Source organism: Kribbella antibiotica, from assembly GCF_004349055.1.
Lineage (GTDB): Bacteria > Actinomycetota > Actinomycetes > Propionibacteriales > Kribbellaceae > Kribbella > Kribbella antibiotica.
Genome location: NZ_SMKX01000016.1, coordinates 55,221 through 77,589 on the forward strand (window position 1 = coordinate 55,221; position 22,369 = coordinate 77,589).

The 22,369-nt window shown below is 67.0% G+C and carries 19 protein-coding genes; 12 read left to right on the forward strand and 7 right to left on the reverse strand.

The features are described from left to right. Positions 1-36 precede the first annotated feature (36 nt). The 7 genes from E1263_RS07945 (at position 37) to E1263_RS07975 (ending at position 10,364) form a co-directional block, all read left to right on the forward strand. Complete coding sequence (locus tag E1263_RS07945) at positions 37-825, forward strand: thioesterase II family protein (RefSeq protein WP_202868776.1); 789 nt, start codon at positions 37-39, stop codon at positions 823-825. Next, positions 825-1,649 carry an SDR family oxidoreductase gene (locus E1263_RS07950; RefSeq protein ID WP_132166532.1) on the forward strand — a complete coding sequence of 275 codons (825 nt, stop codon included), beginning with the start codon at positions 825-827 and terminating at the stop codon, positions 1,647-1,649. The genes E1263_RS07945 and E1263_RS07950 overlap by 1 nt, the downstream gene beginning before the upstream one ends. Continuing rightward, positions 1,646-4,144 carry a non-ribosomal peptide synthetase gene (locus E1263_RS07955; protein ID WP_132166533.1) on the forward strand — a complete coding sequence of 833 codons (2,499 nt, stop codon included), beginning with the start codon at positions 1,646-1,648 and terminating at the stop codon, positions 4,142-4,144. The genes E1263_RS07950 and E1263_RS07955 overlap by 4 nt, the downstream gene beginning before the upstream one ends. Continuing rightward, a complete protein-coding gene (locus tag E1263_RS07960) occupies positions 4,138-5,799 on the forward strand; it encodes a carbamoyltransferase N-terminal domain-containing protein (protein WP_132166534.1) in 1,662 nt (553 codons plus the stop codon). Before E1263_RS07955 ends, E1263_RS07960 begins: the two co-directional genes overlap by 7 nt. A 110-nt stretch (positions 5,800-5,909) precedes the next feature. Continuing rightward, complete coding sequence (locus E1263_RS07965) at positions 5,910-8,132, forward strand: glycoside hydrolase domain-containing protein (RefSeq protein WP_132166535.1); 2,223 nt, start codon at positions 5,910-5,912, stop codon at positions 8,130-8,132. After that, positions 8,119-9,426 (forward strand): glycosyltransferase, encoded by a 1,308-nt coding sequence (locus E1263_RS07970; RefSeq protein WP_132166536.1) that lies wholly within the window; start codon positions 8,119-8,121, stop codon positions 9,424-9,426. The genes E1263_RS07965 and E1263_RS07970 overlap by 14 nt, the downstream gene beginning before the upstream one ends. Before the next feature lie 77 nt (positions 9,427-9,503). Next, positions 9,504-10,364: a glycoside hydrolase family 16 protein gene (locus E1263_RS07975; protein ID WP_132166537.1), complete on the forward strand. Its 861-nt coding sequence runs from the start codon at positions 9,504-9,506 to the stop codon at positions 10,362-10,364. Between the two features lie 49 nt (positions 10,365-10,413). Here E1263_RS07975 and E1263_RS07980 read toward each other — a convergent pair whose 3' ends face one another. Further along, on the reverse strand, positions 10,414-11,268 hold the full coding sequence (locus tag E1263_RS07980) for a glycoside hydrolase family 16 protein (RefSeq protein WP_132166538.1): 855 nt from the start codon (positions 11,266-11,268) through the stop codon (positions 10,414-10,416). Positions 11,269-11,458: 190 nt separating this feature from the next. Between E1263_RS07980 and E1263_RS07985 the strand changes: the two genes are divergently transcribed. The 5 genes from E1263_RS07985 (at position 11,459) to E1263_RS08005 (ending at position 16,016) form a co-directional block, all read left to right on the forward strand. Further along, positions 11,459-12,760 (forward strand): ABC transporter substrate-binding protein, encoded by a 1,302-nt coding sequence (locus E1263_RS07985; RefSeq protein ID WP_132166539.1) that lies wholly within the window; start codon positions 11,459-11,461, stop codon positions 12,758-12,760. Beyond that, positions 12,760-13,677 (forward strand): carbohydrate ABC transporter permease, encoded by a 918-nt coding sequence (locus E1263_RS07990; RefSeq protein ID WP_132166540.1) that lies wholly within the window; start codon positions 12,760-12,762, stop codon positions 13,675-13,677. Before E1263_RS07985 ends, E1263_RS07990 begins: the two co-directional genes overlap by 1 nt. Beyond that, the gene (locus tag E1263_RS07995) at positions 13,674-14,495 is read left to right on the forward strand and encodes a carbohydrate ABC transporter permease (protein WP_132166541.1); all 822 of its coding nucleotides are present in this window, start codon (positions 13,674-13,676) and stop codon (positions 14,493-14,495) included. Before E1263_RS07990 ends, E1263_RS07995 begins: the two co-directional genes overlap by 4 nt. Before the next feature lie 85 nt (positions 14,496-14,580). Further along, positions 14,581-15,375 (forward strand): GntR family transcriptional regulator, encoded by a 795-nt coding sequence (locus E1263_RS08000; protein WP_202868777.1) that lies wholly within the window; start codon positions 14,581-14,583, stop codon positions 15,373-15,375. A 62-nt stretch (positions 15,376-15,437) separates the two neighbouring features. Beyond that, a complete protein-coding gene (locus tag E1263_RS08005) occupies positions 15,438-16,016 on the forward strand; it encodes a nicotinamidase (protein ID WP_132166543.1) in 579 nt (192 codons plus the stop codon). Here E1263_RS08005 and E1263_RS08010 read toward each other — a convergent pair. From E1263_RS08010 to E1263_RS08035, 6 genes are read right to left on the reverse strand one after another with little or no spacing between them, the layout of a single operon-like run. Then, the gene (locus E1263_RS08010; protein ID WP_132166544.1) at positions 16,009-17,541 is read right to left on the reverse strand and encodes an AbgT family transporter; all 1,533 of its coding nucleotides are present in this window, start codon (positions 17,539-17,541) and stop codon (positions 16,009-16,011) included. The genes E1263_RS08005 and E1263_RS08010 overlap by 8 nt on opposite strands. Further along, positions 17,538-18,467, reverse strand: coding sequence for a CE1 family esterase (locus E1263_RS08015; RefSeq protein WP_132166545.1), 930 nt, complete (start codon positions 18,465-18,467; stop codon positions 17,538-17,540). The genes E1263_RS08010 and E1263_RS08015 overlap by 4 nt, the downstream gene beginning before the upstream one ends. A gap of 59 nt (positions 18,468-18,526) precedes the next feature. Continuing rightward, positions 18,527-19,255, reverse strand: coding sequence for a creatininase family protein (locus E1263_RS08020; protein ID WP_132166546.1), 729 nt, complete (start codon positions 19,253-19,255; stop codon positions 18,527-18,529). An 11-nt stretch (positions 19,256-19,266) separates the two neighbouring features. Beyond that, positions 19,267-19,962 (reverse strand): FadR/GntR family transcriptional regulator, encoded by a 696-nt coding sequence (locus E1263_RS08025; protein ID WP_132166547.1) that lies wholly within the window; start codon positions 19,960-19,962, stop codon positions 19,267-19,269. A gap of 48 nt (positions 19,963-20,010) precedes the next feature. Then, positions 20,011-21,516: a beta-N-acetylhexosaminidase gene (locus E1263_RS08030; protein WP_132166548.1), complete on the reverse strand. Its 1,506-nt coding sequence runs from the start codon at positions 21,514-21,516 to the stop codon at positions 20,011-20,013. 10 nt (positions 21,517-21,526) lie between these two features. Further along, a complete protein-coding gene (locus E1263_RS08035) occupies positions 21,527-22,348 on the reverse strand; it encodes a CE1 family esterase (RefSeq protein ID WP_132166549.1) in 822 nt (273 codons plus the stop codon). Positions 22,349-22,369 lie beyond the last annotated feature (21 nt).

The following is a 22,369-nucleotide window of genomic DNA, read 5'->3' on the forward strand; positions in this document are numbered from 1 at the left end:
GCCCGCTACCGTAATCCGGCCGGAGGTCACGAAACGGTGAACCTCGACCGGCATATGCTCGGCCCGTCCGCTCCGCCCGACGACCTGGAGACTCCGCTGGTGATGAACCACGTCACGTTGGTCTGCCTGCCGTTCGCCGGTGCCGGAGCCAGTGTCTTCAGCCCGTGGCGCCGGCTGCGCAAGGACCTCGACGTCCGCGCCCTCCAGCTCCCGGGCCGCGAGAACCTGATCGACGACAAACCCTGTACGACGATCAGTGCCGCGACCAATGCGTTGGCCGACGAACTGGCCGGCAAGGTGGCCGGTGGTGACGTGGTGCTCTTCGGGCACAGTCTCGGCGCGATCCTCGCCTTCGAGCTCGCGCGGCGGATCGAGGCCGACGGGCACTACACCCTGCGGCAACTGCTGGTCAGCGGCTCGGCCGATCCGTGGTCGGTCCGGGTGGACCGCGCGACGGGATTGTCGGACGACGAGTTCGTCGCTCAGGTTCGCAAGCTGGCCGGCTACGACCACCCGGCCCTCAGCGACCCGGAGTTGCGAGAGCTGATTTTGCCGACGTTGCGGGCCGATGTGGAGATGCACGAGGCCTATCGGGCTGAGCCTGCTGCGCGGATCTCGGCGCCGATCACGGCCGTTCTCGGTGCTGAGGACGCGCTGGTCTCAGCCGATCAGGCCAGTGGCTGGAAGGACGCGACCTCCTCGTCGTTCGAGCTCGCCTCGACGCCTGGTGGGCACATGTACCTGACCGAGGATCCACCGGCCGCCTTCGAGGTTGTCGGGGGTCTGATCGACACCGCCCACGGCCGGCAGCGCCGTACCGGGTGATGAGGCTCGATCAGAAGGTCGCACTTGTCACCGGGGCTGCCCGAGGTCTGGGGCGAGCTTGTGCGGTCGCGCTGGCAGCTGAGGGCGCCGACGTCGTGCTGGCTGATGTTGCCGGTGACGTGCCCGGGGTCCCGTATCCCCTCGGCACGGCGAGTCAGTTGGAGCACACCGCGCGGCTCTGCCGTGAGCACGGGGTGTCGGTTCTCGTACAGCAGGTCGACGTCCGCGACCGGGTCCGCGTTGATGAGGTGGTCGCGGCGGCGGTCGAGCGGTTCGGGCATCTCGACGTACTGATCAACAACGCTGGGATCGCTGCTCCGTCCGGGAGACCGGTGCACGAGGTGACCGAGGCCGACTGGAGCCTGATGCTGGACATCAACCTGAACGGCGCCTGGCGGATGCTGAGCGCGGTGGCGCCGGTGATGGTGGCGCAGCGCGCGGGCAGCATCGTCAACATCTCGTCGACCGCGGGGCTGGTGGGCTATCGGAACTTCGCGGGATACGTGACCGCCAAGCACGGTCTGATCGGGTTGACCAAAGCAGCCGCGCTGGATCTGGCGCCACTGAAGGTCCGTGTGAACGCCGTCTGTCCAGGCTCGGTCCGGGACAGCGACTGGGTTGAAGGCCGGATGCTCGCGGCGATCGCGGACAGTCTGGGCATCGACGCCGCCGAACACGAACAGATCTTCGCCGCGGAACAACCCACCAACGCCCTGGTCGAGCCGGAGGATGTCGCCGCCACCACAGTCTGGCTGGCCTCCGACGAATCCCGGCAGGTGACCGGCTCCGTGGTCACCGTGGACGGCGGGTTCAGCACCCGGTGACCACCGCGGCCCAAGGCACCCACGCGATCGCGGTCCCTGTCGATCCGACCGCACCGTTGTCTCTAGCCCCGGTCTGGCACGAGACCATCCCCACCGTCCGCGCCGACGCGCTAGCCTGGCGAACCCGCGAACTTCGCCGACCGCTCGCGCCCGGTCAAGTCCAGCGCGCGCTTCTCGCCACCTACCTGGATGGCGCCGACCTGATCCTCACCACTGCCCGCTCCCACCTCGACAGCCCCGCCCTCCACGCTCTTGCCACTGCCCAACCCGGCTTAGGTCTGAGCGGCGACGTCGACCTCGGCCCGCTGCCCGACGGCGACATCGACGCGGCAGTCCTCGCCGCGGTCGCCGTGACGCTGGCCCGGTACGACGGCCTGACCGAGGTCGTGCTCGCGGTAGTCGGCGCCGCCCTCGAAACGGTCGCCTTCAGCATCGACGACGACCGGAAAGTTGATGAGCTGTTCGCCCGCTCGGTGCCGGATCGTCGCGCGGCGATTGTCGTGCAGCTTGATACCGGACTGGCTGTGGGTGCGGACTATGAGCCCGGAATGGTTACTGGGTTTGCGGTGACTGTGCAGGTGAGCCGCGGACCTGGGGATCGGTTGGTGGCTCGGGTGCGGTCGAGTGATGCTGCGCTGGCTGAGATGTTTGCGCGCCATCTGCCGACGGTGTTCGGGCAGCTGCGGACGGCCCGGTCGGTGGGCGACCTGCAGTTGCTGACCGCGGCTGAAGAGGCCGCGGTTGTTGAGCTCGGTGCCGGCCGGACGTTGCCATCTTTGCGTTGGGCAACCATTCCGGAGGCGATCGCGGAGCGGACTGCCGAGCATCCTGAGGCGCCGGCGGTTTCGTTCGAAAGTGTCACGCTGAGCTACCGGGAGCTCGACGAGCTCAGCACGCGGGTCTGTGCGGGGTTGCAGGCTCGAGGGGTCGCGCGGCGGGCGCGGGTTGGTGTCTGCCTGCCGCGGTCGGCTGAGCTGATTGCCATCCTGCTCGGCATCCTCAAGGCCGGCGCCGCCTATGTCCCGATGGACCCCGACTATCCGGCCGACCGCCTGCACTACACAGCCGATGACGCCGAGCTGTCAGCAGTTGTCACGACCCAGTCCTTCCCCGGACACACGACGATTCACCCTCACGACCTTCTCGGCTTCACGCAGAAGACTCCTCGTCCGGAGTTCGGGGCGAAAGCCGACGATCCGGCGTACCTGATCTACACCTCGGGGTCGACCGGGCGGCCCAAGGGGGTTGTGGTCGGGCATCGGTCGGTGCTGAGCCTGGTTGAGGCGACACGGGGGTTTGCACTCGGACCGGGTGATACCTGGACACAATTTCACTCGGTGGCTTTCGACTTCTCGGTGTGGGAGATCTGGGGCTGCCTCATGACCGGTGGGCGGTTAGTGGTGGTGTCACCACTGACCGCACGTTCGCCGGACGAGTTCTTCGCGCTGCTTCGCAACGAGCGCGTGACCGTGCTCAACCAGACGCCGACCGCCTTCGGGCAATTGGCCGGTGATCCAGGCGAGCTGGATGTGCGGTTGGTGATCTTCGGTGGCGAATCTCTCGATCCGCGCCTGCTGCTGGGCTGGTTCGATGCGCGGCCGGAGTCGGTCTGCCGACTGGTCAACATGTTCGGGATCACCGAGACCACGGTGCATGTGACGGCCGAGGAGCTGACCAGGCACAGCGCATTGACCGGCTCACGCGCTGTTGGGAAACCGTTGCCTGGTTGGTCGGTGGTGGTGCGCGACCCCGCAGGCCGGATCGTGCCGATCGGCGTACCGGGCGAGATCTGGGTCGGCGGTGTGGGCGTCAGCCAGGGCTACTACTGCCGCGACGAGCTGACCGCCCAACGGTTCGTTACCGACCCCACCGGTCAACGCTACTACCGCAGCGGCGACCTCGGGCGGCTGCTGCCGGACGGTCGGCTCGAGCATCTTGGCCGGATCGACGATCAGGTCAGCATCCGCGGCCACCGGGTCGAACTCGGCGAGATCTCCGCTGTCCTGCTGCAGGATCCACAGGTGACCGCAGCTGCTGTCATCGTGGCCGGTGGTCGCTTACTGTCCTTCGTCGTGACGAGCGATGATCCGCTCGCGATTCGCCGCCGGGCCGCCGGCATCCTGCCGGATTACATGCTCCCGGCAACGATCACGCGCGTCGATCAGTTGCCACTGACAACCAACGGCAAACTGGACGTGGCGACGCTCGCCGCACTCCCCCGCTCAGCCCCGGTCCCGGTCCTGGCGGCATCGGACGGTCCGCAGCAGGACGCCGTACAAGTGATTTGCGGGGTGTGGAGTGAGCTACTCGGGGAGCCGGTCGAACCAACTGACGACTTCTTCGAGCTTGGCGGCAACTCCTTGCTGGCAACCAAACTGGGGCTGGCCTTGAAGGCAGCAGGCTTCCCAGGGCTCCCGGTTCGGGAGCTCTATCGACGACCAACGCCGGCGGGCGTGGCCGGTTACTACGGGAAAGGTACAGCGGACCCTTGCTGATCTGTGGAATCAAGGCCTCGCACGACGGCGGGGTGGCGGTCGTCGACGGTGACCGGCTGCTCTTCAGTACCGAGATCGAGAAGCTGGCGAACGCGCCGCGGTACAGCGCGCTCGGCCGGCTCGAACTGATCACCGAGATCCTGGCGACCGAAGGGCTGAAGCCGGCCGACATCGACCGGTTCGTGGTCGACGGCTGGTGGACCGAAGGAGCCGGAGGCGGTACTGCCATCCAGACCGGGCTGGCGGGTCGAGCATTCGAGCTGCCGGTCGCGCCCTACCTCGATGGCACGGACGGCCCGCTGCATCCGCACCTGTTCGACGGTCACAACTTCGGCGGCGCGGCCGAGGGATACGTGAGCTACCACCATGTGAGTAACCATGTGATGGGCGCCTACGTCTCCAGCCCGTTCGCGGTCCGGGGTGAGGACTCGCTCGTCCTGGTCTGGGACGGCGGCATGGTGCCGCGGCTCTACCACGTCGGCAACCGGACCCGCACGGTCACCGCGCTGGCGCCACTGCTGCCGATCACCGGCAACAGCTTCGGTGACTTCAGCGGTCAATTCGAACCGTTCTGGCGCGACACGTCCGACCTGACCGAGGACGAAACCGTTCGGTACCACCTGTCGATCGCCGGTAAGGCGATGGCCTACGCCGCGCTCGGCAAGGTCGAGGAGTCCGCATTCAAGGTCTTCGACGAGCTGCTGGCCGGGTTCTCCCGGATCGAGCTCGAGACCGCGCGCACCCTCGGCGCGAAGATCGCAGCCAACCGCGACCAACTGCTGCCTGGCCTGTCGAACGCAGACCTGATCGCCACCTTCCAGGCCTACCTCGGGCACCGACTGCTTGACGCTCTGGCCACCTTGCTGCGACGCCGCTTCCCCGGACAGCGCCCACAGCTTGCGATCGCGGGCGGCTGCGCACTGAACATCAAGTGGAACAGCTTGCTGCGCAACAGCGGCCTGTTCCAGGAGATCTGGGTGCCGCCGTTCCCGAACGACGCGGGTGCTGCGATCGGCACCGCCGCGTGCGAGCTGTTCCGGACCGGCCAACATGCTGCGCTGCGATGGGATGTGTACAGCGGACCGCAACTGGTCCAGTCCGAACTACCCAGCGGCTGGACAAGCCGCCCGTACGACGAAAGTCAGCTGGCCGCCCTCCTGCACGCCGAGGGCGAGCCGGTCGTGGTGTTGTCGGGCCGGGCGGAGATCGGCCCGCGTGCACTCGGCAACCGGAGCATCTTGGCGCCGGCCACCAGCGCCGCCACGAAGGACCAGCTGAACGTGATCAAGGATCGGGCCTTCTACCGTCCGGTCGCTCCGATCTGTCTGACCGAACGGGCCGAGGAGGTCTTCACCCCCGGCGGCGCCGATCCCTACATGCTGTTCGAGCACCACGTGCGCGCCGACTGGGTCGACCGGATTCCCGCGGTCATGCATCTCGACGGCAGCGCCCGGCTGCAGACGATCGACCAGAGCGCGAACAGCGCCACCAGCCGCATCCTCGCCGCCTACGCAGAGCTCAGCGGTATCCCCGTTCTGTGCAACACGAGCGCGAACCTCAACGGCAGCGGCTTCTTCCCCGATGTCGCCTCGGCCGCGCACTGGGGTGGCACGAAGTACATCTGGTCCGACGGGGTCCTGCACACCAAGGCGTGACCGGCAGCCGCCGGTCCCGGTCGTAACCTGCGCGTCTCCTGCAGTTACCGCAGCTGAAACATGCGCTTCTTACCTTGAGAGCCCTGTCAGCCTGGTGAGGCGGTGTGCCGATGTACGAGTACGTTGACCCGTTCATTGGAACCGGTGCCACGGACCTGCCTGCGCCGCAGGGACTGGCCGCGACCTGGTGGTGGCCCAAGCCGCAGGTCGGGAACACGCATCCAGGCGCCATGCATCCGTTCGGGATGGTGTCGGCCTGCCCGTATTCGGGGGCCTACCCTACCGGCTACGGACTGTACGACTTCAATACGGAGGGCGTGCCCAAGCAGTTGTACGACCGCCCGGTCGCCTCGGGGTTCACCCACTTCCAGCAGTCCGGTACGGGCGCGATCCGCAAGTACTACAACTACTTCCGGGTGACGCCGATGCTCGGCCCGCTCGACGATCTGGGCACCAACTGGGATCTGCTGGATGAAGTGGCCGAGCCCGGCTACTACTCGGCGACGCTGAGCTCGGGGGTGCACTGCGAGCTGACGGTCGGCCCCAAATCGGCCGTCCACCGGTACACCTTCCCGGCGAACGACGCTGCCCGGATCGTCATCGACGCCTCGACCGGCGGGCTCGCCATCCCGCACGGCCGGACGGTGCCGCTGAAGGCGCATCTGGCGATGCTGGAGCCCGGGGTGGCGCAAGGCGAGATCCACGTCGAGGGCGTGCCGCTGGCCGTGCATCTGGAGGTCGACGCCCCCGACTGGCGGCAGCTGCTCTGGTACGACCGGCGCCTGATGCCCGGCGGCACCCGCCTCGACTTCGACTACATCCGCCCGACCACCCTGCGGCCATTCGGGCTGATGTTCATGGGCCAGTCCCGCGCCGAGCAGACCGTCGAGGTGCGACTCGGGTTCTCGCTGCGCGGGTGCGAGCAGGCGCGCAACAACCTGTACGCCGATGTCGGCCGCGAGCAGGTGACTTTCAGCGCACGGCGCGACGAAACCGCCGCCACCTGGCGCGACCACCTCGGCAAAGTGTCGATCAAGGCGGACTCCGACGACCAGGCAACCGTTTTCGGCACCGCGCTTTATCACTCGCTGCTCAAACCGTGCTTCGCCCCGGACGAGAGCCCGTCATGGACGACCGCGGGCCCGTACGCGTTCGACATCTGCACCATGTGGGACATCTACCGCACCCAACTGCCGCTGATGACCACGTTCTTCCCGGAGCGTTCGATCGCACTGGCCGGCGCGATGCTGTCGATCGCCGAGCAGGAGGGCAACCTGCCGATCGGCTATCGGATGGCCAAGGGCGCGGACCGGTTCTCCCGGCAAGGCAGCGCGCTCGCGCACACCTTCCTGGCCGACCTGTGCCAACTCGATCTGCCGGGTATCGACTGGGACTGGGCCATGGTGCACCTGGAGATGGACCTGCACCGGACGTACGGCGAGGACTACCTGGTGCACGGGGTCGCGCATCCGATCAGTCACACCCTCGACCTGGCGTACGCCTATCACTGCACCGCGGCGATTGCCCGCAAGGTGCGCGACCGGACGCTGGCCAAGCAGATGCGCGACCACGCGCAGGGCTGGCAGGCGGCGTACGATCCGGCGACCGGTCTGCTGCGCGACTCGACGTTCTACGAGGGCGGTCGCTGGAACTACTCCTTCCGGCTGCTGCACGACATGCGCGCCCGGATCGCGCTAGCCGGCGGAGACCAAGCGTTCGTGGGACTACTCGACAAGTTCTTCGGGTACGACGCCGTACCGGTCACGCAGCCGGGGGTGGCGCCGAGTGTGGCCGAGATGAATGCCGGCTACGAGCTGAGCCGGTTCGAGGGGTTGAACAACGAGCCGGACTACGAAGCGCCTTGGTCGTATCACTACGCCGGACGGCCGGACCGGACCGCCGAGGTCGTCCATGCCGCGATCGCCAACCAGTTCGGCACCGGCCGGGGTGGGCTGCCGGGCAATGACGACTCCGGCGGGCTGTCTGCCTGGTACGTGTGGGCGACGCTCGGGCTGTTCCCGGTGGCTGGGCAGAACCTGTTCCTGCTGAGCGCACCGGCTGTGGCCGAGTCCACCAGCCGACTGCCGGACGGCGAATTGTCCATCACCACAACGGGATTCGAGCCGGTCGAGCCAGGTGGGCCGATCTCCTACGTCCAGTCCGTCGCGGTGGACGGCAAGGCCCTGGAGCGCCCCTGGATCTCTGGGCGCGAACTACGGCACATCCGCCATCTGCACATCGAGCTCGGCCCGCAACCGTCCCGTTGGGGCGGTCGGGTCAGGCCACCCTCGACATCAGACCACACCACTGGAGGTGGGCATGAACTTCGCTGACAACACACTCGTTCCGTCCACACCCAGCCGTCGGATGGTCATCGTGGTCCGCGCGGACCCGGTGATCTGCGGACACTCCGGCGAGGCCCGCTGCCTCGCAGAGGTGGCGCTCACGCGGGGGTTCGACGACGTGCGGATCGTGACTTGGCCGCTGGATGCGCTGGAGGCGGCCGGGCTGCCGCTCAAGCCACTCGATCACTTGCTGCCGTACAGCCCTGGCATCACCGTGGAGCGTCCCGATCCCGTCGGCGACTACCGGGTGCCCGATGGGCGTTACCTGTCCGGGCTTATCGGGCGGCTGGTCGAGCTGTTCAGCGACGGGGTGCCGACCGTTGCGATGTCGCTCTATCTGAGCCCGCATGCGATCGCCGTACAGGAGGCTGTTCAGGTGGCGCGCCGGATCGGGCCTGCGCGGGTCACCACTGTCGCCGAGGCGGTGGGCTCGGACATCACCAACGTGGTGCGCGAGTGCGTCACCACCGGCCGATTCGGGGCGGCCGCGCACATCCTGTCGGTGTACTTGGAAGCCGACCACTGCGTGGCGGTGTCGGAGTACACCAAGGACCTGATCGTGGCCTCGGCTGCGACCCTCGACGACATGCACGGTACGACGTTCGCGCAGCAGTGCCAGGAGCGCATCGCCATCTCCTACCCGGCTGTCGACTCATGGCCTTACCTGTCGCTCACCGAGGACCGGATCGCCGAAACCCTTACTCAGCGCGGACTTTCACGCGACGGGTACGTGCTGTTCCTGTCCCGGATCGCCTCGGCCAAGGGGATCGACGACCTCATCGACGCCTACGCCAAATCGCGATCAGCCGAGCGCGTGCAGCTGGTCCTGGCCGGGCGCGGGCCATATGAAGAGGCGGTGGTGGCACGGGTCGCGGCAGCGGGCCTCGGCGAGCGAGTGCGCGTGCTGACCGATGTGGACGACGCCGAGAAGCCGGCGTTGATGGCTGGGAGCGCGGCGTTCGTGCTGCCGACCCGCGAGCAGCCCGAGTTCGTGGAGACGTTCGGGATCGCACTGGTCGAGAAGGCGCTCGCCGGTGGCGGACCGATCATCACCTGCGCGACTGGCGGCGTACCGGAGGCTGTTGGTGACACGGCCCTGCTGGTGCCGCAGCATGACCCGGCCACGCTGCAGATCGTGCTCGACGAGGTTATCTGCGACTGGACCCGCGAGCAGCGGGCCGAGGCCGAGCAGCGCGCCCGGGCACACGCCTTGCAGTTCGACCGGGTCGCAGTCTTCGACCGTCTCTTCCAACTCGTCGAACCCCAGGCGGCCGTCGCCTGACCACTTCATCTCAATTTGACCACTTATTTACCAGTGTGGCAGGGTGCTCTTCAGTTCCCTGACACACTGGAGATGCCATGCAACGAGTTCGCCCCGCAGCGGTACTGGTGACAGCCGTGATCGCGACGGCCGCTCTGCTCACCGCCGGCTGCGACGACCAGGAGGAGCCGGCGCCCCCGCAGCCGGCATCGAAGATCACTTGGCAGGACGAGTTCAACGACGCCGCCGGCACGAAGCCGAACCCGGCGAAGTGGAGCTACCAGCTCGGCGGTGAGCCGCAGTGGGGCAACGAGGAATGGCAGTACTACACCGACCGCGCCGAGAACGCCGCGACCGACGGCGAAGGGAATCTGGTCCTCAGCGCCCGGCGGGAGAAGGTCCCCGGGATGGAGGACTGCAAGTACGGCTCCTGCGACATCACCTCGGCCCGCATCACGACAGCGGACAAATTCGACCAGGCCTACGGCAAGTTCGAGGCCAGGATCAAGGTTCCGGCCGGCCAGGGCCTACTGCCGGCATTCTGGGCCATGGGCAACAACGAGGACGTGGCCGACTGGCCGGCCAACGGCGAGATCGACATCATGGAGGTCGTCGGCAGCGAGCCCGGCAACGTCTACGGCACCATCCACGGCCCGGGGTACTCGGCGACCGAGGGCCCCACGAAGGCCAGCGCGCTTCCCGAGGGCAAGGCCTGGGCCGACGACTTCCACGTGTACGACATCGTCTGGTCGCCCAACCTGATCGTCTGGCACGTCGACGGCCGTGAGTACTACCGCGTCACCCCGGAATCGCTGCCGAAGGGGAAGAAGTGGGTCTACGACCACAACTTCTATCTCTTGCTCAATGTCGCGGTCGGTGGCACCTGGCCCGGCGATCCCGACGACGAGACCGAATTCCCCGCGCAGATGCTGGTGGACTGGGTCCGCGCCTACTCCTGACAGTGGTGGTCCCGCCGCCCCCGACGGGACCACCAGATTTTGGGAAGTGTCAGCTGTACACGCGGACGTAGTCGACCAGCATGTCGGCCGGGAACGGTGTCGACGAGTCCGGCGGACCTGGCCACACTCCACCGACCGACAGGTTCAGCAGCAGGTAGAAGTCGTGATCGAACACCCAGTTGGCACCTGCCGGGAGACTCGCGGGCGTGATCCTGAAGTACTCCTGACCGTCGACCAGCCACCGCACTTCACCGGGCGACCAGTTCACGGCGTAGGTGTGGAAATCGTCGGCCCAGTTCTGGCCGGCCGGGAGATTGATCTGCCCACCCGGCCCGTTCTCGGAGTGGTAGCCGGGGCCATGCGCGGTGCCGTAGAGCGTCCCCGGCTCCTTGCCGACGACCTCCATGACGTCGATCTCCCCGTTACCGGGCCAGCCTGCCTGGTCGATGTTCGAGCCCATCATCCAGAACGCCGGCCACAGTCCCTGACCGCCCGGAATCTTGATCCTGGCCTCGAACGTGCCGTAGGTCTGGCTGAACTTGCCCTTGGTCGTGATCCGGCCCGAGGTGATGTCACACGTGCCGTACAGACAGTTCTCCATCCCGGCGAGCTGCTCCTTGCGGGCACTGATCACCAGGTTGCCCTGACCGTCGGTCGAGACATTCTCCGGGCGATCGGTGAAGTACTGCCATTCCTCGTTGCCCCACGTGGGCTCACCACCGAGGTCGAAGTTCCAGACACCTGGATCCGGACCGGACCCGGCCGGTTCGTTGAACTCCTGCTGCCAGGAGATCGCCAACGGGCGCACAGCTGATGATTCGTAGGCATTCGCGGTCGCCGCGACCAGCGACGACGAGGTGATGGCGGCTGCTGTGAGCACAGCAACCAGGCGGATTCTGCTCATGACACCTCCGGTGGATACCAGGGCCCGGACTCGGGTGCCGAGGACCATGACACGGTGGACAATAAGTGGTCAATAGCTCAGCAGAATCTCGAAGGTCAGCCTCATCAATCCTTGACTTGGCTACTCAAGCTGGCGCACACTCAGCCGATCCGAGTGGTACTTAAGTGGTAATTTGCGTCGGGAAGTGGATATGAAATCGTTGGCCGCAGTAGCCGCCGCGCTGCTCGTGTGTGCGGGTTGTGTGCCCAGCGTCGGCGGGCAGGAGCCCGGCGATCCGCAGGTGATCACGCTCTGGCACCCACTCAAGGACCCGAACGAGGTCAAGGCGGTACGAGCCGCTCTCGATCGATTCGAGGCTGCGCACCCGGGCATCACCGTCAAGGCCGTGCCCGCGCAGGACGCCGACAAGGTCACCCAAGCCATCCGCGGCGGCAAGCCACCGGACGCCGCCTTGTCGTTCAACGCGAGCAGCGTCGGCGCCTGGTGTGCAACGGGGGCGTTCCAGGACCTCGGTCCCTGGATCCAGCGGGACAAGGTCGATCTGCAGCAGATCCCGGCAGCGGTGCGCTCCTACACCGAGTTCGAGGGCAAGCGCTGCGTGATGCCCCTGCTGGCCGACACTTATGCCCTGTATTACAACAAGAAACTGCTGGCCGCGGCCGGCTACTCCAAGCCGCCGAAGACGATCAGCGAACTCACCGCGATGACCAAGAGGCTGACGAAGTTCTCGGCCGACGGCACGATCGAGGTGGCCGGCTTCGTGCCGTACCTCGGCACCTACCACTCCGGCGCCGATCTGTTCGCCGCCGCCTTCGGCGCCACCTGGTTGCAGCCGGACGGCTCGGCGAACTTCGCCGACGATCCCGCCTTCCAGGAAATGCTGCAGTGGCAGAAGAGCCTGGTCGACTGGTTCGGCGTCGAGAAACTGGCGCTGTTCAAAGCCGGTCTGGCCGACGAGTTCTCCAGCCAGCACGCGTTCAACACCGGCAAGATCGCCATGATGCTGGACGGCGAGTGGCGGACGTCGTTCCTCACCAACGACGAAGCCCCGGTCGACTACGGCACCGCCGCTGTCCCGGTGGCAGACAACAAACCTGGGCTGTACGGCGCTGGTCTCATCGGCGGCAACATCATCGGCGTACCGAGGGGTGCTGCCAATCCCGAAGGCGGCTGGGAGCTGGTCCGATTCTTGTCGACCGACACCGAAGCGCTGGTGCACTTCGCGGATGCAATGCACAACGTCCCCACGACATTGCCCGCCCTGAATTCGCCGCGGTTGGACCTGTCCCGCGAGCCCGAGTTCGCACCCTTCCTCGCCGCCTTCCGGCACCCTCGCAGCACGTCTCAGCCGGCCACCTCGGACGGCGGGGCCTACCTGGCGCAGTTCGGTCAGTTCGCGGACAAATGGCAGCAGGGCAAGGTTCCTGACCTCGCCGCGGGCCTGCGCACGCTGGACCGGCAGAACGACGACGCCCTCCGATTGGGGTCCTGATGCTACGCCGCCGGCGGATCGCCGCCCTCTTGTTCCTCACCCCGTGGCTGATCGGCGTGACGGTGTTCTTCCTTTATCCACTCGGTATGACGGTCTATCTGTCGTTCACGAGGTATTCGATGCTGGACCAGCCCGAGCTGGTCGGGTTCCGCAACTACGAGTACCTGTTCACCAAGGATCCCTATCTCCTGCAGGCGATCCGCAACACCGGCTGGTTCATCGCGATCATGGTGCCGGCGCAGGTCCTGTTCGCGCTCGGCGCGGCCCAGGTGCTCACCAAACTCAAGTCAGGCGCCGGGTTCTTCCGCACCTTGTTCTACCTGCCGTCGCTGGCACCACCGGTCGCCGCGACGATCGCGTTCGTCTTCTTGTTCAACCCTGCGACCGGGCCTGTCAACCAGGCACTCGGCTTCTTCGGGATCAAGGGACCGCTGTGGTTCACCGATCCGGCATGGGCCAAACCCGGTCTCGTCCTGCTCGCCTTGTGGGGCAGCGGAAACCTCATCATCATCCTGCTCGCGGCACTGCTCGACGTACCGAAGGAACTCTATGAAGCCGCTGCGCTGGACGGCGCCTCCGGCACCCAGTCGTTTCGGCATGTGACGCTGCCGAGCATCTCGCCGGTGCTGCTGTTCGCGGTCGTCACCGGCATGATCGGCGCGATCCAGTACTTCACTCAGGCCGTGGTCGCCGGATCGGTGGCCAGCGGCAGCGCCGACATCACCCCGTCGGCCCAGCTGCCCGGACCCCCAGAAGGCTCGACATTGACCTTGCCGTACTGGCTGTTCGTCCAAGGGTTCCAGCGCTACAACATGGGCTACGCCTCCGCGCTGGCCGTGGTGATCTTCGTGATCTCGCTGGCCTTCACCGTGGTGCTGCTGCGCCGCAAGTCCGGATTCGCGCAGGTGACCTCATGAACGCCAAGCTCCATTGGGTCGCCACACACTGCGTCGCGATCGCCATCGCAGCGGCGTTCATCATGCCGCTGATCTTCATCGGCCTCACGGCCGTGATGCCCGATGAGCAGGCACTCACGCCTGATCTTTGGCCGAAGTCCTGGGAGTGGGGAAACCTGGCAACCGTCTTCCGGACCGCCCCGTTGAGCCGATGGCTGCTGAACACGGTGATCTACGCCGTACTGGCCACGATCTTCACCCTGGTGTCGGCGGTGCCCACCGCCTACGCCCTGGCCCGCTACAAACTCCGCGGTACCAACATCGCGTTCCTGCTCGTGGTCGCGATGATGCTGCTGCCGCCCCAGGTGCTGGTGGTCCCGATGTACCTGATCTGGGCCAGCCTCGGCCTGACCGGTTCGATCTGGCCGCTGGTCATCCCCCTGCTGCTGGGCGACGCCTTCTCGATCTTCCTGCTCCGGCAGTTCCTGCTCACGATCCCCGAGGACTACGCCGACGCGGCCCGGATCGACGGCTGTGGTGAGCTCCGCGTCCTGCTCCGGGTCGTGCTGCCGATGATGAAACCGGCCCTGGCCGCCGTCGGCCTGTTCACCTTCTTCTACGCCTGGAACGACTACTACGGACCGTTGATCTACCTCAGCGAGATGCCCGATCAGTGGACGCTCTCGATCGGTCTGGCATCGTTCAAGTCCGTCCATTCGGTGCAGTGGAACCTGACCATGGCCGCCACCGTGATCGTGATGGCGCCGCTCATCATCCTGTTCTTCTTCGCCCAGAAGGCCTTCATCGAGGGCGTCACCCTGACCGGAGTCAAAGGGTGACGATCACCATGATCGGTGGCGGCTCCCGGCGAAGATGCTCGTCGACTACATTCGCGTGTACAGCCAACCGACCTTGAGGAGTGCGGTGACTCTCGATCTCCGCAAGCGCGATCGGGCGCGTGAACACCTGATCGGCCTGATCGAATCCAGGGCGATCGGGCAGGCCATCCCGTCCGAACGGCAACTGTCCGCCGATCTCGGCATCTCGCGCCCGACCCTGCGGGCCGTGGTGGACGACCTGGTGCGCGACGGCTGGCTGGTCCGCGAGCACGGTCGCGGCATGTTCGTCGGCAGTCCGAAGATCGCGCAGGAGATCGTCGGCGGCCCCTCCCCGACCGGAGGCGCCGCCTACCCACCGGCCCCGGGAACCTGGACAAGTCGCGTCCTCAGCCACTCCGTCGTACCGGCCGGGACTCTGGTCGCCAGCCGGCTGCGGGTCACCTCTGGGACGCCGGTACTGCGGATCGCACGCCAGCGACTCGTCGATGGTGAGGCCATCTCGCTGGAGACCATCCACGTGCTCGACGAGATGGTCCCGTCCATCGACGTCATGGCACTCGAAAGCGGCTCGTTCTACGCGATGCTGCGCGAGCAGTTCGGCGTCATCCCGACCGAGGCCGACCAGGTCCACGAGGCCGCCGCCGCCGGCGCGACCGAAGCAGCGCTCCTCGGCCTGGTCGAAGGCGCACCGATCCTCACCCTCGAGCGGGTCACCCGGGACCAGAACGGCCGGTCGTTCGAGTTCACCCGCGCCTCCTACCGCGCCGACCGCTACCGGGTCACCTCCCACCTGTCCTTGACCGGACCGGCCGAATCCCGGCACACCCGCATCACCTCGGTGGAGGATCCCGCCGGCCTTCAGGACCAGGCGACCCCCTGACCGCTGGATTCGAATGACTCTGTTCCACCGGTAATCGCGTCGTGCCTTGTACCGTGGGGAACATGACTCGCGCACTGATCGTGGTGGACGTGCAGAACGACTTCTGCGAAGGCGGAAGCCTGGCAGTCAGCGGCGGCGCCGACGTCGCCTTCCGGATCGGCGAACTGGTGCACAAGTGGCACGAGTCCGAGCCCGACGAGCGCCAGTACTCGCACGTCGTGGCCACCCGGGATCATCACATCGACCCGGGCGACCACTTCTCCGACGAGCCCGACTTCGTGAACTCCTGGCCGCGGCACTGCGTGGCCGGCACGGACGGGGTGAGCTTCCACCCGAACCTGGACCCACAGCCGTTCGACGCGATCTTCGACAAGGGTGAGTACGAAGCGGCGTACTCGGGCTTCGAGGGCAAGTCCCACGAGGGCGGGCGCGGGCTTGCCGAGTGGCTGCGCGAGCGCGGCGTTACCGAGGTCGACGTCTGCGGGATCGCCACCGACTACTGCGTGCGGGCGACCGCGCTGGACGCCCGCGTCGAAGGCTTCAGTACGACGGTCCTCACCGGACTGACCGCTGGTGTGGCCCCCGGCAGCACGGAGCAGGCCCTGAGCGACCTGCGTGCCGCCGGAGTCACCCTCACCTGACGGGAGCCCCGGGTCCGAGCGGGATCCCGAGCGCCCACCAGAGCAGGAACAGCGCCGTCCAGGCGATCGTCATCGCGACCGCCAACGGCACCGTGTACGACGCCAATGTCCCGACGCCGGCGTCCTTGCGGTAGCGCTGCAGGAAGCCCAGTGCCATCACGAAGTACGGGCTCATCGGCGTGATGGCGGTCGAGCCCGAGTCGGCGATCCGGAAGAGCGCCTGCGTGGTCTCGGCCGGCACGTTCAGCAGCAGCATCATCGGGACCAGGATCGGCGCGGTCAGTGACCACATCGCCGAACCGCTGGTGACGAGGATGTTGATCAGCGTCAGCAGCACCAGGATGCCGAGGAAGATCACGATCGTCGGCGCCCCGAGATCGCCCAGCCAGCGGGCCGATTCGGCGGACAGCAGCTCGCCGATCTTGCTCCAGCTGAAGTAGGCCAGGAACTGGGCGATCGCGAAGAACAGCACCAGGACCGGCGCCATCTGCTTGATGCCCTCGCCCATCAGCCGCGGTACGTCGGCACCCTTCTCGATCGCCTTGACCGTCACGCCGTACGTGATGCCGACCAGTCCGAACAGCACCGCGACGACCATCGCGATCCCATCCAGGAACGGCGACTCGACGATGCTGCCGTTCGCACCGCGCAACGGCGAGTTGTGCGGAATCAGTACGGCGACGATCGCCACCGCCGCGAGACCGAACACGATCGTTGCCCTGCGCAACCCGGTCCGCTCGCGGGCCGAGAGCACCAAGGCATCCGGGTCGTCACCGGGAGCATCCGGATCGGCGTCCAGGTCGTCACGCTTACTCAGCACCAGCTTGGTGATGATCGTGATGACGATCGCCAGCAGCACCGACGACGCGATGTTGAAGAACCAGTTCGACAGCGGCGAGATCGAGGCGTTCGGATCGATCGTCTTGGCCGCGGCCTCGGTGATCCCGGCGAAGATCGCGTCGTTCGGCGTCGGGATCGGACTGGCGTCGTACCCGGAGGCGATCGCGGTGTAGGCGACCGCGATGCCGAGGATCGGCGACTTGCCGACGGCCCGAAAAGCGAGCCCGCCAAGGGGAACCAGGATGATGTACGCCGCTGCGGATGCGACGTGCGACATCGTCCCGGCGAATGCGACCGCGAAGACCACCATCGAGGTCGGGACGCGGGAGACGCTGACCTTCATCAGCGACTGCAGGAATCCGGTCCGCTCGGCCAGCGCGACACCCATGATGACGACCACGATGGTTGCCATCGGCGGGAAGTCGGCGAAGTTCGAGATCGCGGTGGAGACGGCCATCTGCAGGCCGTCGCCGGAGAGCAGGTTCTGGACCGCGACCGTCTTGCCGTCCTTCGGCGAGATCACCGAGACGTCCAGCGCCGCCAGGATCGCGCTCACGACTGCGAGGATCCCGGACAGGATCCAGAACAGCCAGAACGGATGCGGTAGCGCGTTACCGGCTCGCTCGATCACAGCCATCGCCCGGACCAGGCGTGGCAGCTCCTTCGTGTCGGTTGCGGTGCTCATCGCCTGTGCTCCTTGAAGAACTTCCCGATCAGCTCATGTGCTTCGAAGGTCTGGGTGACATAGCCCGGACCCGATGTTGCGTCCGAACCCGGCCAGGTGTGGCCACCATCGGTCACCGCGACGTGGACGACATCAGCGTCGCACCCCTTGTAGGTGTACTTCAGGACGTCATCGCCCTGCTGTGACACACGCGGGTCCTGATCGCAATGGTTGCGCACGGTCCAGTCCCGAACCCACGTCTGTACGTCGGGAAGGTCGCGCTCCCCGTCACCGCCGTACGGGATGGTGGTGTCGCCGGTTCCGTGGATGTCGAGGACGGGTACCGGTCGACCCGGGGCGCACCGCTTGCCCTCGAGGTAGAACGCTCCGGCCACTGGCGCGATCGCCGCGAACCGGTCGGCCAGCTGGCAGGCCAGGATGCCGGTGAAGGCAGCGCCGTTGGACTTGCCTGTCGCGTAGACCGCGCGGGTGTCCACGCAATAGCTGTCTTCCAGCTGGTCGAGCAGGTCGGCGGTGAACTTCACGTCGTCGACGCCCTTGGCCGAGTACGGCGCGCCTTGCCAAGCCTGCTTGGCTTCGTCACCGAGCACACCGTTGGGGTAGGCAACGACCGCGTCGAGCTTGGACAGGTCGGAGAACGCCTCGGTCTGCGCACCGGTCTTGCCGCGGCCATGGAAGACCAGGATCAGCGGATAGGTCTTGGTGGCCTTGTAGTTGTCCGGCACGTGCAGCCGATAGGTCCGCGTCAGACCGCCGCTGGCCACGGTGTAGTCGCCGGTGGCCGCGGCCTTGCCACAACCGGCCGTCTTACCGGCAGCGCTTGCAGTTGCTGTGGGCAACGTGGTGGCGGCGATCACCAGGCCGGCCGCCGCCACGAGTGCAGCAAGAGCCCTCAAGGATTTGCTCAGTGGGCGTGTCAAAGTCATGGGAGTGACTCCTCAGGGGATTTTGGGCAGGCTCGCGCCTGGGGTCCTGCGACGGGGGGTCAGGCCGAGAGCAACTCGTCGGCGAAGGCGGCGATTCGGTCGGCGGCGGTCTCGACAAGGAGCCGGCCGTCCGCGGCAGTGGCGGTTCGGGGATCACCCAGCACGCCACGCTTGTGGTACTCGTCGAACCCGACCGAGATGCGCGGCCCCCGACCGCGACGGGCCAGCCGGGCCGGGACAGAGAGCTCGTCGAGCGTGGTGGCTCCCGGCTCCAGACGGTCGGAGTAGACGAACTCCGGCGCCAAATACAGCATCTGTGCGGTCTCGGCCTCCCCAGCGTGACCGTGCACCTCACTGACACCGGTAATCAGGTCGGACACCACTTCGGTGACCGGCGTCCACGCGAAGACCAGGTCCTCACGGAGATACTCCTGGGAGAGCACGGACAGCGCAGCGTTGTTGCCGCCATGCCCGGTCACCACCAGAAACTGCTTCCAGCCATGCGATCGCAGGCTGGTGATCAGATCCCGCACCACCTGCATGAAGGTTGCCGGAGACAACGACATGGTGCCGGCAAACGCCAGGTGATGCGGAGAAACGCCATACGGTACGGCGGGGGTCACGACTGCTCGCCCGCCCAGCCGTTCGGCCACGCGGTCAGCGATTCCGATTGCACGCACGGTGTCGGTCGACATCGCCATACCGCCGCCGTGCTGTTCTTGAGCACCGACCGGGATGATGACGAGCGGTGCCGTGCGGACCGCCTCGGCGGCTTCGTCGGTGGTCATTTCGGCGAGTCTCATGCTTGTCCCCAGGCGGCCGCGGACTCGACGGCAGCCCGGATGTTGTCGAGATGTTCGCGCGTGAGGCGCTCGGCACGCTCAGAGTCCTGCGCACGCACGGCCGCCACGATCGCCAGGTGCTCCTCGTGGTCCCGCGTGCGGTTGTCGTACAGCGCGCGGATCTGCTGCTGTTCGCGGACTCGCACCTTGAGCAGCGAGGCCAGCAACTCTGTGAGCAGCGGGTTCCCAGAGGCGGCCGCCAGCTCGATGTGGAAGTTCAGCGCGAAGGAGGGCCCGCCGGGCGGGACGAGCGCGTTGGTGACGGCGGCCTCGAGCCGCTCCAAGTTCTCGGGCTGCCGCAAGGCGGCCGACTGAGCAGCGATGGCCGGCTCGATCACCAGGCGTGCGCTGATCAGCTGCAGCACCGACTCCTTGGTGATCGGCGGGCGGTGCGGGTTGGCCAGGACCACGTTGTTGATGGTCGGGCCGACGTACGTGCCGGAGCCGTGCCGGAACTCGACCGCTCCGGTCGCCTCGAGCTTCCGCAGCGCCTCCCGAATGGTCGGCGTGGTGATCTCGAAGCGTTTTGCGAGCTCGCGCGCCGACGGGATGGCGTCACCGGGGCCCAGCCCGCCGTCCCGGATGATGCCGAGAATCGACTCGGTCAACCGGTCGGACAGGCTGGGCGGCGCCTCGGAGGCTGAGTAAGTCACAAAGTGACTAAATCACTTAGCCATTCATACGGTCAAGACCTCGGAAGGTCACGACTTCGGCGCCGCGCCGACGGCGCTGATCCGCCCGGCGAACTGGGTGTAGAGCGGCGGAGTGGGACTTCGCCACGTGTGCTGAGCCATCACGCGCAGCCGCGGATACACCTCCGCGGCCAGCTGTTGCTCGTTCTGCCGATCAGGCTGATCGCACCACAGATGCAGCTTGGCGCCCAGATTGTCCGCCACAGGCAACCTGCTGCCATCGACGAACAAGCCAGGGTCCCAGGTGTCGTACATGATCGCCGGCGCGGTGTTGAGCAGCGCGCCGAGCCCACCCACGGTGTAGTACGTCGGCGTGATCGAGGCATTCATCACCTTGTGGCCCGCGGCAACCAGTTCGGCCGGGCGCCACGCTGGGCCGACCCACGGTGTCGGGCCGCTCATCGACCAGTGCTCGACGACGACGGCCGGATTCACCGTCAGCGTGCCACCGGTCCGGGTGAGGCCGTCGTTCCACATCCGCGTGGTCTTGCCGGCCGTCCGGACGATCTCGTCGGCCCAGTTCACAAAGCCGAGATAGGCGTCCGGACCGGTGGCCGCCGGCCCGTAGCGCTGCTTGGCGTACCGCTCGAGCTGTGGGTACTCGGCGAAGTTCTGCACATACTCGTCCGCCCCGATATGCCAGTACCGGCTGGGGAAAAGCGGCAGGAACTCGGTGATCAGGTCACGCATCAGGTCGTACGCCGCCGGCTGCGACAGATCGATGTTTCCGTGCTGGACCTGCCCGTTCGCCGCGACCAGCTTCAGTTCGGGATGAGCGGCGAGGATCGTCTGCATGTGCCCAGGGAAGTCGAGCTCGGGGACGACCTGGATGCCGTATTGGCCGGCGTACGCGATCAGCTCCCGGATCTCTGCCTTGCTGTAGTGCTGCTCGGCGGTGATCTCCGGATGGGTTGCGCTCTCCAACCGGAAGCCGTGCTCGTCGGACAGATGCAGGTGCAGGTAGTTGAGCTTGAGATAGGCCATCTCGCGGATCTGGGTGCGCAGCCAGTCGAGACTCAGGTACTTCCGGCCGAGGTCGACCATGAATCCCCGCTCCTGGTACGTCGGCCAGTCGCGCACCTGGCCACCAGGCAGGCGGCTCTGCTGGCGGAGCAACTGGACGACCGAGCGGGTACCGAGCCGAACCCCGGCTACGGCACCCTCGACGCCAAGCACCTGCCCGATCTGCAGCACATACCCTTCGGGCCCACCGGACGCCGTACCCGGCCGCAGCTCGATGTCGCCCGGCGCCGCCGGGCCACCGGTGACGTGGCCGACCGGCCGGTTCAGCACCTTCGCAAGATCCTCGGCCAGCAGCCGAGCCGGGCCGGCCAGTGCAGACTCGGCCGCGACCACTTTGCTGCTGCTCGTGAAGGTGTAGCCGACACCTCCGGGATGCCACTCACGCACCGCTGGAATCGTCGGTGGCAGGACAGCCGTTCCGCCCCGTGCGGGAACGGATGTCGTGGTGACGCAGACCAGTAATGCGCCGAGGGCGAGCACTGTTCGCTTCATACGGGCGACGTCAGGGCAGCCTGTGGGCGGACAGGAATCGCCACGCGCGCTCGCGGAAGTCCGAGCCGGCCGCACCAGTCGGGTACGCGTGGCCGAGTCCCTTGTACGAGCGCCAGCTGACCGCGACGCCGGCAGCGCAGCCTCGGTAGGTCGAGGCAGTACCGTCGGCGACCGGCTCGGTCACGGGCACCGGCGAGCACTTGTTCCGCGCGACCCACTCGTCCCGCGTACGGCGACCCTCCGCGATCGAGATCAGCGGGTCGCTCTCACCGTGGAAGAGCGCGACCGCGATCGGCCGGGTCGGTCCGCAGCCACCGAAGGTGTTCGGCGACCCGCCCATGAATCCCGCGGCCGCGGCGAAGGTGCCTGCGGCATCACACGCGGCCCGCTGACTCATCCACGAGCCGAGGGAGCCACCCTCGACATAGACGCGGGAGCGATCCACACAATGCTCGGCAGCGATCCGGTCGATGACATCCCGGAGAAACCGCACGTCGGGCGACCCCACTGCCAGATTCCAGTTCAGGTCACCGGCGGGGTAGGCCACGATGAACTTCTCGGCGTCGGCGGTCTGGCTCCAGCCGGTCGCCTGCTCCTGGAAGAACGGCGCTGAGCCGAGGCCGTGCAGGCTGAGCAGGAGCGGGGCGTTGCCGGTCAGGCCGGCCGGGACCCGGAGATTGTAGGAGCGGGCCGAGGTGGGGAAGAAGCTGCGGGTGACGGTGCCGCCGGTGGGTGCGAGAGAGCACGCCGTGGCGGTGGTCGCAGTGGCGGTCGGCGACGTTGCCGCGAGGGCACCGGCGACAAGGGCGAGGCTGAGGAGTAGACGAGGCATGGCGCTTCTCCTGCGGGGGTC

Coding starts and splice junctions, on each gene's coding strand:
- E1263_RS07950 (WP_132166532.1), top strand. CDS start 825: ATGAGGCTCGATCAGAAGGTCGCACTTGTCACCGGGGCTGCCCGAGGT.
- E1263_RS07965 (WP_132166535.1), top strand. CDS start 5,910: ATGTACGAGTACGTTGACCCGTTCATTGGAACCGGTGCCACGGACCTG.
- E1263_RS07970 (WP_132166536.1), top strand. CDS start 8,119: ATGAACTTCGCTGACAACACACTCGTTCCGTCCACACCCAGCCGTCGG.
- E1263_RS07975 (WP_132166537.1), top strand. CDS start 9,504: ATGCAACGAGTTCGCCCCGCAGCGGTACTGGTGACAGCCGTGATCGCG.
- E1263_RS07980 (WP_132166538.1), bottom strand. CDS start 11,268: ATGAGCAGAATCCGCCTGGTTGCTGTGCTCACAGCAGCCGCCATCACC.
- E1263_RS07985 (WP_132166539.1), top strand. CDS start 11,459: ATGAAATCGTTGGCCGCAGTAGCCGCCGCGCTGCTCGTGTGTGCGGGT.
- E1263_RS07990 (WP_132166540.1), top strand. CDS start 12,760: ATGCTACGCCGCCGGCGGATCGCCGCCCTCTTGTTCCTCACCCCGTGG.
- E1263_RS07995 (WP_132166541.1), top strand. CDS start 13,674: ATGAACGCCAAGCTCCATTGGGTCGCCACACACTGCGTCGCGATCGCC.
- E1263_RS08005 (WP_132166543.1), top strand. CDS start 15,438: ATGACTCGCGCACTGATCGTGGTGGACGTGCAGAACGACTTCTGCGAA.
- E1263_RS08010 (WP_132166544.1), bottom strand. CDS start 17,541: ATGAGCACCGCAACCGACACGAAGGAGCTGCCACGCCTGGTCCGGGCG.
- E1263_RS08015 (WP_132166545.1), bottom strand. CDS start 18,467: ATGACTTTGACACGCCCACTGAGCAAATCCTTGAGGGCTCTTGCTGCA.
- E1263_RS08020 (WP_132166546.1), bottom strand. CDS start 19,255: ATGACCACCGACGAAGCCGCCGAGGCGGTCCGCACGGCACCGCTCGTC.
- E1263_RS08030 (WP_132166548.1), bottom strand. CDS start 21,516: ATGAAGCGAACAGTGCTCGCCCTCGGCGCATTACTGGTCTGCGTCACC.
- E1263_RS08035 (WP_132166549.1), bottom strand. CDS start 22,348: ATGCCTCGTCTACTCCTCAGCCTCGCCCTTGTCGCCGGTGCCCTCGCG.